The organism is Paenibacillus sp. P13VS, from assembly GCF_015143645.1.
In the GTDB taxonomy this organism is placed as follows: Bacteria; Bacillota; Bacilli; order Paenibacillales; family Paenibacillaceae; genus Paenibacillus; species Paenibacillus xylanilyticus_A.
This window is the reverse complement of the sequence record NZ_WYEV01000015.1, coordinates 23,662-37,368: the sequence shown is the minus strand read 5'-3', so window position 1 is coordinate 37,368 and position 13,707 is coordinate 23,662. Positions and strand designations below refer to the sequence as shown.

General features: G+C 48.0%; 13 protein-coding genes. 2 read left to right on the top strand and 11 right to left on the bottom strand.

Annotation, left to right across the window (positions count from 1 at the left end):
* Positions 1–28: 28 nt before the first annotated feature.
* From acpS to GUA98_RS25870, 4 genes are all read right to left on the bottom strand, one after another.
* Positions 29–427 carry a holo-ACP synthase gene (acpS, locus tag GUA98_RS25885; RefSeq protein WP_193724853.1) on the bottom strand — a complete coding sequence of 133 codons (399 nt, stop codon included), beginning with the start codon at positions 425–427 and terminating at the stop codon, positions 29–31.
* A gap of 323 nt (positions 428–750) precedes the next feature.
* Positions 751–1,560: an ammonia-dependent NAD(+) synthetase gene (gene nadE / locus GUA98_RS25880; RefSeq protein WP_127540767.1), complete on the bottom strand. Its 810-nt coding sequence runs from the start codon at positions 1,558–1,560 to the stop codon at positions 751–753.
* A 138-nt stretch (positions 1,561–1,698) separates the two neighbouring features.
* Positions 1,699–2,133: a BrxA/BrxB family bacilliredoxin gene (locus GUA98_RS25875; RefSeq protein ID WP_095362104.1), complete on the bottom strand. Its 435-nt coding sequence runs from the start codon at positions 2,131–2,133 to the stop codon at positions 1,699–1,701.
* A 221-nt stretch (positions 2,134–2,354) separates the two neighbouring features.
* Positions 2,355–4,052, bottom strand: a complete 1,698-nt coding sequence (locus GUA98_RS25870; protein ID WP_193724852.1) for a two-component system sensor histidine kinase NtrB — start codon at positions 4,050–4,052, stop codon at positions 2,355–2,357.
* A 299-nt stretch (positions 4,053–4,351) separates the two neighbouring features.
* Between GUA98_RS25870 and GUA98_RS25865 the strand changes: the two genes are divergently transcribed.
* The gene (locus tag GUA98_RS25865) at positions 4,352–5,626 is read left to right on the top strand and encodes an NAD(P)/FAD-dependent oxidoreductase (protein ID WP_193724851.1); all 1,275 of its coding nucleotides are present in this window, start codon (positions 4,352–4,354) and stop codon (positions 5,624–5,626) included.
* 76 nt (positions 5,627–5,702) lie between these two features.
* Here the strand turns inward: GUA98_RS25865 and GUA98_RS25860 are convergent, their stop codons facing one another.
* From GUA98_RS25860 to GUA98_RS25835, 6 genes are all read right to left on the bottom strand, one after another.
* Complete coding sequence (locus tag GUA98_RS25860; protein WP_193724850.1) at positions 5,703–6,086, bottom strand: hypothetical protein; 384 nt, start codon at positions 6,084–6,086, stop codon at positions 5,703–5,705.
* An 89-nt stretch (positions 6,087–6,175) separates the two neighbouring features.
* Positions 6,176–7,426: an ABC transporter permease gene (locus tag GUA98_RS25855; protein ID WP_193724849.1), complete on the bottom strand. Its 1,251-nt coding sequence runs from the start codon at positions 7,424–7,426 to the stop codon at positions 6,176–6,178.
* Positions 7,427–7,445: 19 nt separating this feature from the next.
* Positions 7,446–8,177, bottom strand: coding sequence for an ABC transporter ATP-binding protein (locus GUA98_RS25850; protein ID WP_193724848.1), 732 nt, complete (start codon positions 8,175–8,177; stop codon positions 7,446–7,448).
* 194 nt (positions 8,178–8,371) lie between these two features.
* Positions 8,372–9,547 carry a hypothetical protein gene (locus tag GUA98_RS25845; protein WP_193724847.1) on the bottom strand — a complete coding sequence of 392 codons (1,176 nt, stop codon included), beginning with the start codon at positions 9,545–9,547 and terminating at the stop codon, positions 8,372–8,374.
* A 33-nt stretch (positions 9,548–9,580) separates the two neighbouring features.
* A complete protein-coding gene (locus GUA98_RS25840; protein WP_193724846.1) occupies positions 9,581–10,969 on the bottom strand; it encodes a hypothetical protein in 1,389 nt (462 codons plus the stop codon).
* A gap of 192 nt (positions 10,970–11,161) precedes the next feature.
* Positions 11,162–12,481 carry an MFS transporter gene (locus GUA98_RS25835; protein ID WP_193724845.1) on the bottom strand — a complete coding sequence of 440 codons (1,320 nt, stop codon included), beginning with the start codon at positions 12,479–12,481 and terminating at the stop codon, positions 11,162–11,164.
* Positions 12,482–12,970: 489 nt separating this feature from the next.
* On the opposite strand from GUA98_RS25835, the gene GUA98_RS25830 reads away from it, so the two are divergent.
* The gene (locus tag GUA98_RS25830; protein ID WP_153976810.1) at positions 12,971–13,432 is read left to right on the top strand and encodes a MarR family winged helix-turn-helix transcriptional regulator; all 462 of its coding nucleotides are present in this window, start codon (positions 12,971–12,973) and stop codon (positions 13,430–13,432) included.
* Positions 13,433–13,518: 86 nt separating this feature from the next.
* On the opposite strand, the gene GUA98_RS25825 is transcribed toward GUA98_RS25830, so the two are convergent.
* Positions 13,519–13,695: a hypothetical protein gene (locus GUA98_RS25825; RefSeq protein ID WP_170948292.1), complete on the bottom strand. Its 177-nt coding sequence runs from the start codon at positions 13,693–13,695 to the stop codon at positions 13,519–13,521.
* Positions 13,696–13,707: the final 12 nt, after the last annotated feature.

Below are 13,707 nucleotides of genomic sequence, written 5' to 3'. Positions count from 1 at the left end.
GCTATTCCTATTGCTCTATTCTCACCGGCTATTTGTCCGTCTTCTCCACAATGGCAAAAGCTGCTGCAAGCTCTGTCTGATGCGTAATGCTGAGATGAATATCATACTGCTGGTCATATGGCAATTGAAGCCGTTCCCATGCCTGGCTCGACAATGTGGCGACCGGGCGTCCCTTTTCGTCAGGAAGCACCTCGATATCTGTAAAACTCATCACGCGGCCGATGCCGCAGCCAAACGCCTTGGACACCGCTTCCTTCGCTGCAAACCGGCCAGACACAAATTCAGTCATTCTCTTGCCTCGTTCAGCTGCCAATCTCCGCTCAGCCGGAGTCAATATTCGATTCATAAATGCTTCGGCATAACGACCAGTCAGCAGCTTCTTCATACGTCCGATCTCCAGTACATCGTTTCCAATTCCATATATCATTAACGATTCACCCGCTTAATCTTTTATGCTGTGTAGAATCTAGAATGGTTTCTATTCATCGCTGTTACGCCGAACACGTATTCTATTGTAGCAGGAGGTAGAGCGAGAAGCGAGTACCTCACCGACATTCCCATTAATGTTAAAATAAGAATCAGGAAAGATATAGAATTGGGCATGCAGCTTCGTCAGATTGAAACCTGGAATGGATCATAATGGATATCATCCAACCGATCCTACAGCAAAAAGAGTCACTGCCTGATGCAGTGACTCTTTTTTTCATTAACAAGCTAAATCATTCACCCTGTAAACTTTAAATCAAGATTTTAGATGCCTGGGATGGCATTACGTTTATGGTGAGTGCGTGTATAGAATGACTCAAGACGCTCCTGCGCAGCAGGATCAATCTGTTTGCCTTCCAGATAGTCGCTGTTATCCTCATAGGAAATGCCCAGTTCCTGTTCATCTGTCTGGCCTTCCCAAAGCCCTGCTGAAGGAGCCTTGTCCAGAATTTCACGCGGAACACCGAGATATGCAGCGAGCTGGCGAACCTGACGTTTGTTCAGGCTGCTCAGTGGGGTAATATCAACCGCCCCGTCACCCCACTTCGTATAGAAACCAGTGATGGCTTCGGAAGCATGATCCGTACCTACTACCAGCAGGTTTTCTTCAAAAGAAAGTGCATATTGCATAACCATGCGGGTTCTCGCCTTTACATTCCCTTTGCCTTGTGGAGTCATATGACGCGGGCTGCCCATGGATTTGAAGCCTTGCTCCACTTCAAGCGCGATCTCATTAACCGCATCTTCAATATTGGTTTCCACTACATGCTTCAGGTCAAACGCTTTGGCAACCGCATAGCTGTGATCGATATCGGATTGCTCACCGTATGGCTGGAACACTCCGAGTGTTTTGTATTCCTGGTTGTTCTCGGCTGTGAGTTCGTCTGTCGCCTTTTTGCACAACGCTGCAGCGACTGCACTGTCAATTCCGCCACTAATGGCAATAAGCAGTCCCTTGGTACCGGAATTTTTCACATAGGATTTCAGAAAGTCAACGCGTTTGCGGACTTCCTCTTCTTCATTAATGCTTGGCTTAACCTTCAACTCAGCGATGATCTGTTGTTGCAAACTCATCGTTCAACACACCCCGTTTCTACATAAATGAAATTTGATGTCCAGCTTGAAAGGTCCGAATGGTTCAATAACCTTATTTGCTCAAAATGAAACGCCCCGGCATCGGTCATCCGAAGGGCGGGGCGCTCCTAGAGCTAATTAACGGCAGTAACGGTCAAATGCATTCGTGAGATCAGCCGCAATTTCCTCCGCAGAACGGTCTTCCACTTGGTGACGCTCGATAAAGTGAACGAGTTCACCGTCTTTCATCAGAGCGATGGAAGGTGAAGATGGAGGGTACGGTGCAAAGAACTCACGCGCTTTTGCTGTAGCTTCTTTGTCCTGTCCGGCAAATACCGTATACAGGTGATCCGGTGTAATATCGTGCTGAAGCGCTTGAGATACACCTGGACGACACTGGCCTGCGGCACATCCGCACACCGAGTTAATTACGACAAGTGCTGTTCCTTTAGCATCTGGCAAACTAGCTTCTACTTCCTCAGGGGTACGCAGTTCCTGAATACCCAGGCGAGTCAGCTCATCCCGCATCGGTTGAACCATATCTTTCATGTATTGATCAAATGACATCGACATTCGTTTCACTCCTTATTAATGGTTGTTCTATTATTTCGGGGAACATGTAATTGCCTACGAATCCACAATCATCAATGCTCCGCCATACAAAACATGGATTTTAATGATGTGCTATCCCTATTATACATCGCCAAGCAATGAAAGCAAGGTTCAGACTCCGCCTGCGGTAAGGCTTCTTTCATATTATTATGTCTTGATCTCTGGCAAAATATGCTGAGCTTTTATCGTTGAAACGAAACCTTGAAGGTCGTGCCCTCGCCTTCCTGTGACTCCACCGTAATCGTTCCGTTATGTCGTTCCACGATGCTTCGGCACATGGATAACCCCAGTCCGGTTCCTTTGGCTTTCGTCGTGTAAAAAGGTTCGAACAGCTTCTCTTGCTTCGGCTTTGCTATGCCTGCGCCCGTATCATGCACACACAGCTCAACCTTATCACCCACCATCCGTGTTTCGAGCGTCAGAACCCCTTTCTCTGTCATGGCTTCCATGCCGTTGCGAGCCAGATTGAGCACTACCTGCTTGATTTCTTTCGTATTCAAATGCAGCTTCGGCACATTATGGTCAAGCATGAGTTCGATACTCTGTCCACGCAGATTGGCATCTGCCCATAACAGCGGACTCAATTCATGGATAATGTCATGCAGCTGGGACTCTTCCTTTTCTGAGATGCGGTTCTGGGCTAGGGAGAGAAAGTCATTGATGATGCTGTTTGCCCGGTCCAGCTCCTCCAGTACAATCTGATAGTAGTGATCTAACGAATTCGGACTCTTCTCTTGCATTAATTGAAGAAAACCGCGTACAACCGCCATCGGATTCCTCACTTCATGAGTTATGCTGGCAGCCATCTGCCCCACCAGACTGAGACGATCCACATTGTCCAGCTCGCTTCGCAGCATTTCCAGCTCAGTAATGTCCTGAATAATGAGCATGGCTCCCGTGACCTCTCTTGACCTTTCGTGTGAAAGAGCATAGATCGGCACGGTCCGTGATTGGAATACATAGGAGCCGTATCTTACGGTCATACCGTTGATTTCCCCGTGCACAACCGCCTTGCGTATACTATTCTCCAATCTTTCAGCCTGCCCCTGTTCGACAAACTGGCTGGCCGGGAGCCCAATCAGATTGGAAGTGGTCGTACACGGAAGTTGATTCCTTGCTGTTTGCTCCATGGTATCATTAACAAACTGTACCGTTCCCTCCGGGTCCACTGTAGCGATGGATAATGGAACTGCGTTCAGTATTTGATGAAGCTTTTCCGTTTCGGATATGTATTGATGATGAACTTCGGACAGATGTTGTTCAAGCCCCTGATGATGATGCATATGCTCAATCCAGAGCATACTAAAGCTGCCTGCAAGAACGGCGCCAATGATGTATCCCAGCATGATGCCAATCCCTTGAGCGAGGGAGAACGTTAAATTGTCATCCATCAAAGGAATGCACAGCAGGGCGGATACAATCAATTCTGCTGCGATCAACGAGCTGACCATCGTCATTTTGCGTGAACGCGTATAGTGCTTGAATCGTTTGGCCGTCAACCATACAATAGGATAGAGAAGAATGCCTGTTTGAAGGAGAAACTCGTACAAGGTGTAGGGATGTCCAATAAGAAAATAAGCGATTACATGGAGAAGAGTAAGTGTGAGGCCTACCACAGGCCGGCAGTACAATATGCTAATGGTAAGAGGCACAATCCCCAATGAAATGGGAATAGCAGCGGGATACGCATACTGGGCAAACAGCAAACAGAGCAGCATAGTGGCCGCACTTGTCACTGCCAGACAGTTCAGCATCATTCCATTGCGATCTGCCTTGGCCTGAACTGTTTTAGAAAGTCCCAGATAAAAAAAGGGTATCAGGAATACTGCAGAACCTGCTAGCAGCACTTGTAAAAGAATGTCCTTTAACGCAACCATCATGCCATCTCCCTCCTCGCCCGCACGTACCCTCATGTATTTCTGATTAAAACATAGGCGACAGTATATTACAATATATCCCTTGAGACTGCATAATAGAACAGCAGCTTTCATTATAAATGGTTAAAAATGTGTACCATTTGCCCTATTATCCTGCATAATTCGATTTTTAACGTCCAAGTGTACTATATATAGAAAACGGAAATATCTGGAATCTATATGTGGTTTATTCAATTTCTTACCAGCGTTCAATTAAAAGTAACAAAACAGACAAAATCAATGGAAAAAGAGGGTAATAATATATGTATGATGTCATTGTAATTGGTGGCGGTTCCGCAGGCTTAATGGCATGCGTTGCTGCTGCCGAGCACGGAGCTTCTGTGCTTCTGCTGGATAAGGGAGATCAGCTGGGCCGCAAGCTCGGAATCTCCGGAGGCGGTCGCTGCAATGTGACCAATGCCAAAGAGACAGATGAATTGATCAGGCATATTCCCGGTAACGGGCGTTTCCTATATAGTTCATTTCAAAATCTGGACAATCAGGGGATTATGCGTTTCTTCGAAAACCTGGGTATTGCCCTGAAGGAAGAAGACAATGGAAGAATGTTTCCGGTTACAGACAAGGCCAAAACGGTGGTCGATGCTCTGGTGGGCAAGGTGGTTTCCCTGGGTGTGGAGATTCGTACCAAAGAGCCTGTCAAGGAGCTGATTCATGATGGACAGCACGTTCAGGGTGTCAAGCTTGCCTCGGGGAAGACCGTCAAAGCCCATGCAGTCATTGTAGCAACCGGAGGCAAATCCGTACCTCAAACCGGTTCCACCGGGGATGGTTATCCTTGGGCTGAATCAGCCGGACATACCATTACGGAACTTTACCCAACCGAAGTACCTATTGTTTCCGGTGAGAGCTGGATCCAGTCCAAAGAGCTTCAGGGGTTATCTTTGCGGGATGTAGGGTTATCTGTGCTCGATGCCAAAGGCAAGACTGTAATTTCGCATCGCGGTGATATGATCTTCACGCATTTTGGTGTATCGGGTCCTATCGCCCTCCGCTGCAGTCAGTTCATTCGTAAGGTACAAATGAAATCCGGCAGCACTCAGGTCATGATGAGCATTGATTTCTTCCCTGATCTGACCCCAGCTGCGCTGGAAAGACAGGTTCAGCAGGTCCTGGAGCAAGAGTCACGCAAGGCGGTTAAGAACATTCTGAAAACCTGGGTACCCGAACGAATGATTCCATTACTGATGAAACGTGCCGAGATAAGTGAAGACCTGACGTTCCACCACTTTCCTAAAGGTATGCTCAGCACGTTATGCGGGCTAATGAAGTCTTTTACCTTCCGCGTGGATGGCACACGTTCTCTTAAGGAAGCCTTCGTCACTGGCGGAGGTGTACACTTAAAGGAAATATACCCAAAAACGATGGAGTCCAAGCTGCTGCCAGGTCTATTCTTTTGCGGTGAAGTCCTAGACATCCACGGCTACACTGGAGGGTATAACATTACCGCTGCATTCTCTACCGGATACACCGCTGGCATGCATGCCGCAGAGTACAAAAACGCCAGTAGTTTAAGATAAATAAACATGTCATAAACAAGAAAACCTCGAAGTGCCCACAGCTGTGGGACCCGAGGTTTTTTGACTATTTATCTGATTATGCTTTTACACTGCCGGAGAATCCATCCACTGAATCGTCAAAGGTTGGGTCATCGTCCCAATTATGCAATCCTTGTTGAAGTCCGCTGTTCTGAGTTCCATTTGCATAACCTTCTTGCCAATCCTCGTTAATGATATGAGCCGGAATGGATATATCCTGAAATTGATCAAGCCCGTCTGTTTCAGCCAGGAACGCTGCGCTTCCTCCGTGTGACTGTACAATCTCCACCGCCGACTGTATATCCTGACGATCGGTAGGAATGTACAATTCCAGCGGCCCCGATTGATACGGCTTATATCCAAGCTCCTTCAGCGTGGCCTCCGCCGCAAGCAATGCTGAATGATCAGAAAAATGTACCTGAAGTTCACTATCGTCCATCATTCGTTCTTTTCCTCCTCGCTACAGTTGATCTCTCCTATAGCATGGTCACTAATGGAAAACGATATGCGACTTCATTGGAAGGAAATACTTTAGTTTGTACGGGTCAATCGAATCCATCCTCCCACGGAAAGGCAGAAGAGTCCGAAGACCACAACAGCTGCTGCAACAATGACACTTAACAGCCAGCCAAGCCAGGTTATTCCCAAAGCGAAACCCATAATAAGGCCCAGCGGGATAAAAAGCATCCGAACCATCTTCAATCCTGCACGGTGCAGGGCATTCGGGTCATAGGATAGGAGCTGCACATAGTCTGAAGTCGCGAACACATCCCATGAGCGATAAAACAGCAGGGTCAGCATAATAATCAGCAGGCAGCACACGATGACATTAACGGGAAAAGGGGGAAGCATGACTGCTGCTGTGGAGAGACTACCCAACTGCAGATACAGCTTCATCGTGGAAGAGTCCCGAAAAAAAGCTTTGAAAGCCGTTTCGGCTGTCCGGTTGGACAGGGAACGATTACGGAGAAGCCTGCGCCTTTTGCGAAAAATGACTGTTTTTGTTCGAGGAGCCTTTGGCTTGGACACAGACTGACTTAACATAAGCGCTGTTAGCTTCAATCGACCTCGTAAATCCTCCCGTACATCCCCCTCGAACGTGCCCTTCATTAAGAGCCTCATTTGGATCAAAGTGACAAGCATAAGGATTCCGACAAAGATTCCCGCAAGCTGTCTCCAGATCTCTCCGTCCATCCATGACGTTGTACGGATCGTAAAAAGTCCCAAGGCAATCGCTGCAGGGATGATTCGAATCCAGGGTCTCCATCCGGTATATCGCACCTTAATGATGTGCAGAACGATCGCCTGAATTGAAGCTACGATACCAAACCAGAGCGCAAGGAGCGCAATAGGTGTAAATGACATGTCATATACACGAGACCACAAGGGTGCGGTCAAGGCCGTAATCACAATCATTTTGCCCAAATGCAGCAAACAGGCCCGGATAAGCCCTTGCTTCATTAAGGTCCGCATCCATAATGGTCTTGATTTCAGAAACAGCATGTCCGCTTCTTCCACAAAGATCAGTACACCGCCTGAAAGCATAACGATATCGATCAGCCCTGTCAGGACAGGCACAGATAGTTCAGTCGCCCATGTTGGCAGCGGTTTGGTCCATAGGCTCGAATACCACCCGATCAGATACAGCAGCCCCGGAACCAGCAGATACAACCATACCGTCCAGTCCACTGCCAATCTCAGATTTTTCAACTGTCCATTGAAATGCTCTCGACTCCTGCGTCTATATAAACGAAGTGGTGTATATCGCTCAGAGTTTCCCATCCCTCTTTCACCTCCCTGACTAGGATGTCAGTATATCAAAACAGTCGAACAAGGATAATTCCGGCTGCCCGGCGACAGCGCGAATCTCATCCAGCGTGCCTTCAGCGGCCGATCTGCCTGCTGCAATCAGTACAAACCGGTCACAGATCCGTTCCGCTGTATCAAGTACATGCGTGGACATTAACACCCCTGCCCCGCGGCGGCGTTCCTCATCAAGCAGCTGCAGGAAGTCCTTCGTTGCGCGCGGATCCAGTCCAATAAAAGGCTCATCTACAATATATACATCAGGTGAGGCCAGGAAGCCGATCATCAGCATCATTTTCTGACGCATGCCTTTGGAAAAACTGCCGGGAAGATCATCACGCACATGATCCATGCCGAAACGAACCAGCAATTCCTCTGCTCTCGCAGCAAATTCCCTTTCCTCCATTTCGTACGCGGCGGCCGCAAGATCAAGATGCTCCCAGAGCGTCATATATTCATAGAAGACAGGCTGCTCCGGGATGTAGGCATATCTGCCCTCTCCTCCAATGGCAATCTCAAACTCGGCATGCTCCAGCAAGCCAAGCATCGTTTTGATCGTCGTGCTTTTGCCCGCACCGTTTGGACCAATAATACCTACCAGTTCTCCAGGATACACCTGGATTCGGATGTTTTGTATCGTCGTCTTGCCTGCTTCATATCCTGCCTCTACTATATGTACGTCCAGTATGGACTGCTTCGATGCTGACTCCTCCATTTCGATCTTCATGGCCTTCACTCCCCGGTTAATGACTTGTCCAGTGTGTTCTCCATTATTGTAATGGAGTTATTAGCTTGGTATTTGATCATTTTGAGCATCTTTAATGAATTAGAGGTGGACAATGAAAAACCTTTAAATGCACAAAAAAAGCAGGGGTTCCGGAGCCCCTGCTTTTTGGATAACACTAAAGTGAAAATCTCATATTACCGATTGGAATCCACCTCGGCTGTGGTTTTACGCTCTGCATCCGCGCTAATGTTCAGACCAAGATCCAGCGCTCCACGGCTTTCGCTTGCAAAGCTGCTGCTTGTGTCGCGGTCACGATCATTCTCGCTGCTAATGCGATCAGTTTGAGCCGTCGCTTCACTCTCACCCTCTGCTTTCGCATTCAGACCTAGATCGAGCGCTCCACGGCTTTCGCCTGCATAGCTGCTGCTTGTGTTGCGGTCGCGATCATTCTCGCTGCTACTGCGATCAGTTTGAGCTGTCGCTTCACTCTCACCTTCCGCTTTCGCATTCAGACCTAGATCGAGCGCTCCACGGCTTTCGCCTGCATAGCTGCTGCTCGTGCTGCGGTCGCGATCATTCTCGCTGCTGCTCTGTTCAGTTTGAGCCATCGTTGCACTCTCACCTTCCGCTTTCGCATTCAGACCTAGATCGAGCGCTCCACGGCTTTCGCCTGCATAGCTGCTGCTTGTGTTGCGGTCGCGATCATTCTCACTGCTAATCCGATCAGTTTGAGCTGTCGCTTCACTCTCACCTTCCGCTTTCGCATTCAGACCTAGATCGAGCGCTCCACGGCTTTCGCCTGCATAGCTGCTGCTTGTGTTGCGGTCGCGATCATTCTCGCTGCTACTGCGATCAGTTTGAGCTGTTGCTTCACTCTCACCTTCCGCTTTCGCATTCAGACCTAGATCGAGCGCTCCACGGCTTTCGCTTGCATAGCTGCTGCTTGTGTTGCGGCCATCGCTGCCTTGTGTATAGTCGCTCATCGTTGTACCTTCTCCCGACACATTGGCATTAAGACCGAGGTCCAGCTTGCCTGAACTGCTGTGTTCCACAGTTTTATCGGAAGAATGATCATTGTAACGGCTTGTACTTTCTGAGGATAGGCCGGCATTCAGACCCAAATCCAGGTTGAGCACACCCGAAGCATTGGAAGAACCCTCTCTGTTAGTGTCGTTTCCGTAATTTCCATCATGTTCTCCTGACAGAAGGGATCCAAGCTCCAGACGTAAACCTGCATTCAGATCCAGATTCCCACTGTTGTAATTACTGCTATAGCTATCCGCATAAGTGGCTTGGGAAGCTCCCAGCAATCCAGCGACCAACGTACCCGACAACACCGACAATTTTACCCAACGATTCACTTTTTTCATGATAATATACACTCCTTCTCGATTTTGGTTGACTTAACGCCATTGTAATTGAGAGAAAGAGGTATATTGAGGCGGCCGGCCTGGTGGTGCTTGTGACCATTGACTGAAACCATCGACGGTTTCGATTCTGAATGCAAAACCAGAATCTGACCCAGCCAGTCCATTCGTTGCTCCAGGAAGCACGGCTGCTGGAGCCGCTGCTCCGCTACCGATTAGACTAGAAGAACCTGAACTTCCACTTGCAGAAGCATTCGTTGCTCCAGGAACAGTTGAAGTTGCCATCACAGACCATGTGGTTGGTCTTTCTGTACTTGGCTGTAACGGAGACCGATGATCGGAAGCATTCTGCTGTACAATCACATCAGGATGATTCCGATCTTGAACTTGATCAGTGACCGAAGCTGCGGCAGATAGCGGATCTACAAGGATTGGATCATTCTCCATCAGGACAACCTTACTATCAGAGTCTGACTCAAGCTTAGATTTCTCTACAGGCGAAGCCTGCTGAACCACAGGTTGTTCTGTTAATGTGGTTGTATCCTGAATTACTTGCCCTGTAGTCTGTGTGGTATTCTGCCCTTCATCATTTTGTGAAGAATCCGAATCTACGGATGCCGCCTTTTCCTTAGTCGGTCCTTCACCGTTCGAGTTAGTGACAACCGAGGTATCTTCCGGTGTTGAAACAGGCTGCTCAGGCGTAACACTTGGCTCTGCTGGTTCCAATACCGGAATATCCAATGCTCCCTTTCCGGGATTCATCTCGGCTGAGACATCCAAGGCAGGAACATCCGTTTTAACGGAAGGAAGCTGGACTTTACCTTGAGTTAGATCGACATCGGTTGAAGAGACATCCACAGAAGTCACTTCCGGCACGTCCACCTTCACGGAAGGCAGTTCAACCTTGCCCTGCCGAAGGTCTGTTTTTACAGCAGACGTCTCTGCCTTAATGACCTCCGGTACCTCTGCGGTAACACCAGGCAAGGAAGCCGTGCCAGCATTCAGGTCTAACTCACTATCGGATACATTAGCTTTTAGTAGCGATGTATCTGCTTGTACAGAAGGCAGTTCAACCTTTCCTTGTTTGGCATCAATACCAATCTCGGAAGTTTCTGCCGATCCAAGCGGTGTGTCCACCTTCAGCTCGGATACACTGAGCTTGCTCGTAGACTTATTCGCTTGGATGGAAGGAACCTCAATATCCAAAATAGGCGTGGATACCGATATGGAAGGACTTAGATTTAATGTGTCATCTGCATCTCTGGATAACAAATCCAGTGATAATCGAGTGGACTGTTTATCTGCTGATGACTGATCCTCTGCATAAACATGCGTAGCTCCCAGACCCAATATCAGCATCCATCCGAGGATGGCCAGTGGTACGCCTCCATACAAAAGAGCGGACCTTGTTAACTTTACATTCAAGCTGCTTCACCCCCTTTCCGCTGCTGCGTTGGTGGGACAAGGCATATGAGTTTTCCCCTAGGTTTAGTTGTAATTTGGGGATTTCTGCCTGCTTCTCATTAAACGTGAAGCCGTTTACTCAAACGTTTTCAAATTAAAATGTTTAAATTTTATTAACCTAATTAATATCCATGAAGTACTGACACAATGATGCTATTTGCTTACAGCCACTGCCTCACTCGCCACCGTTACATCCATCTTTTTCGATCTGCGCTTTAATACATAGACCAATCCCAAGAGGGTCATCAAAATGCTAGAACATATAAAGGCCGGGATAACACCAAACGATGTGACCAGAAATCCCCCTACAACAGGACCCATAATATTGCTAGCTGTCATGACGCTGCCAACAGTTCCAAATACACGCCCAGTCATCGCTTCAGGCGTTTGTTCCTGCAGCAAAATTTGAAAAGGCACCACAGCGAACCCAATTCCGATTCCTGCCAGGGCAAACATCGATATCAGCAGCAGGTTGGCACCCAGACCAGCATGCGGCCATACACCGACAACAACTCCTGCTGCACCAATGACAAGCCCCGTTATCGATGTCCCCAGACCCATCTTCAGCACATGTCCTGCCCTTTTCCACTTCCTCACACTCATGGCTGCTATTAACGTACTAACCCCACTTGCACCAACGCACCAGCCCAGCAGATCGCTCGAAATTCCGGGCAGCTGTCTGAACAGGACAACGGTCTGGGAATCAGCAAATTGCAGGAATAGAATGGCGGATGCCAGCAAAATAAGAGAAGATCCTACCTGTGGAAGTGAAGCAAGCATACGAACGCCTTCCAGCGTATCCTTCAAGAAGGCACCTTTCTCTCGGGATGAAAAACCTCTTATTTCTTCTCCCTTATTTTCTTGTACGGACGGTCTTGCAGATTGGATCACCCGCTTACCCGGAATCCACAGCAAAATAATACCCGAGATGAGAAACGAAGCAGAATCCAGAATAAAACACCAGGTAATGCCAAAGGCTGCCACCAGCAATCCGCCAAGCGCAGGACCTATAATTTTGGACATCTGTTCGATCACCGAGCTGATGGAAACAGCTTGAGCTAGCTGCCCATGCGGCACAAATTCCTTCAACTTCCCGTTCTTGGCAGGTGAGAATACGACGTCGAATAACGATTTGAGAATAAGCAATATGTATACATGCCAGATCTGGTCGGCAAAAATGAACCCGGCAACAATCACGACTCGTGCACCGTCCGCCGCGATCATCAACCATTTCCGATTCATCCGGTCCGCCAGCGCACCTGCAAACGGCCCTGTGATCAGCACAGGCAATGCCGCACAAAGTGTAGTAAAGGTGATTTCCCACGGCGTAGCATTCCAACGTATTCCCACTAACGTCAAGATTGCCAACAAGTGCAGCCAATCGCCCAGATTGGAGATGGCCTGTGCCACCATCAGTGTTACAAACGGACGGTTATGCTTCAGCCCGCGTTGTCCCTTCATTGTCATTTCCATTTTCGCTTCTCCTCCACTTGCCGAATGTTGATATGGCTCTAATTATATAAATTGGAACTTATTCCAACCTCATTCCGGAGACGGAGAAGAGCCAACATCCGAAGGATGAACTTTTTCAGGTGAACGCTGCCTTGGAGAAGGACGAATGCTTAAATTTTAAATGCTAAAAATGCAGATCTTGTGACATATCGCATGTTTTTCGTGGGAACAGAAGCTTACAATAGGGACATGGCGACGATCTGAATCGTCAAATGTAACCTACTCAACCCTATATAAGTTGAATATATCGAGTACATGTTAATCGTAACGAAGAGGACAGAACAAAACTGGAAAAGCAACGCGTTCACCTTTGTCACCGGATTTTATCTTTGAAAAAAATTCAAAAAAATCTGGGATAACAGTAATTGGAGGGTTGTTCAGTCATCGAAGTGGTAGATCGTAACCATATTATTTCAACTTATATCACTAAACTGAAAAGGCGGGATCAGCATGCTGGAATTACAAGAAATCGGAACCGAACGTTCACTTCATCTGTACCGCACCTTGGCCAAAACATTCAAGAGCGTGAATGAACACGCTGTATCCGGTAGCAAAGTGCACGGCTTCAACCCTACGGCATACGGGGTGCTGGAAGTGCTGTATATGAAAGGAGCACAGCCGATTCAACAGGTAGGCGCACAACTTCTGCTGCAGAGCGGGAACGTAACCTATGTCATTGATAAGCTGGAGCAAAAAGGACTCTTACTTCGCAAACACTGTCCGCAGGACAGACGGATTATATTTGTGGAACTGACAGAGGAAGGTCACCGGACCATGGATGACATCTATCCAGGGTATGCACACAAGATCGATCGTGCAGTCAGTGGTCTGAGCGAGAGTGACAAGACATTGCTGTCTGAGTTGTTGGAAAGGCTTGCGCTAGGCGCAGACCGTCTATCCGCTAATGGTTGAAGAAATAACCAGGATGAATAGTGAAAAATAAAAAGAACCGGTTTCGCCCTTCTGCGGCGTAACCGGTTAATGTTGCGGAATCAACCCTATCTTATCCATATCAATACGGCGAGAACAACGATAACAAGGCCTCCTGCAATAAGCAAATTCACCACGTATCTGGACATGCCAGACTCACTATGCCCCTCGATCTCCCTAAGTGTCTCTTCGTACTTGTGCTTGGCTTCATCTTCTTGGACCGAATTCAGGTTATTGGGAAACAACATTCCGCCTCC

Bases quoted from the DNA above. Each gene is read 5' to 3' on its own strand.
- acpS (WP_193724853.1), bottom strand. From the start codon at position 427: ATGATATATGGAATTGGAAACGATGTACTGGAGATCGGACGTATGAAG.
- nadE (WP_127540767.1), bottom strand. From the start codon at position 1,560: ATGAGTTTGCAACAACAGATCATCGCTGAGTTGAAGGTTAAGCCAAGC.
- GUA98_RS25875 (WP_095362104.1), bottom strand. From the start codon at position 2,133: ATGTCGATGTCATTTGATCAATACATGAAAGATATGGTTCAACCGATG.
- GUA98_RS25870 (WP_193724852.1), bottom strand. From the start codon at position 4,052: ATGATGGTTGCGTTAAAGGACATTCTTTTACAAGTGCTGCTAGCAGGT.
- GUA98_RS25865 (WP_193724851.1), top strand. From the start codon at position 4,352: ATGTATGATGTCATTGTAATTGGTGGCGGTTCCGCAGGCTTAATGGCA.
- GUA98_RS25860 (WP_193724850.1), bottom strand. From the start codon at position 6,086: ATGATGGACGATAGTGAACTTCAGGTACATTTTTCTGATCATTCAGCA.
- GUA98_RS25855 (WP_193724849.1), bottom strand. From the start codon at position 7,426: ATGGGAAACTCTGAGCGATATACACCACTTCGTTTATATAGACGCAGG.
- GUA98_RS25850 (WP_193724848.1), bottom strand. From the start codon at position 8,177: ATGAAGATCGAAATGGAGGAGTCAGCATCGAAGCAGTCCATACTGGAC.
- GUA98_RS25845 (WP_193724847.1), bottom strand. From the start codon at position 9,547: ATGAAAAAAGTGAATCGTTGGGTAAAATTGTCGGTGTTGTCGGGTACG.
- GUA98_RS25835 (WP_193724845.1), bottom strand. From the start codon at position 12,481: ATGGAAATGACAATGAAGGGACAACGCGGGCTGAAGCATAACCGTCCG.
- GUA98_RS25830 (WP_153976810.1), top strand. From the start codon at position 12,971: ATGCTGGAATTACAAGAAATCGGAACCGAACGTTCACTTCATCTGTAC.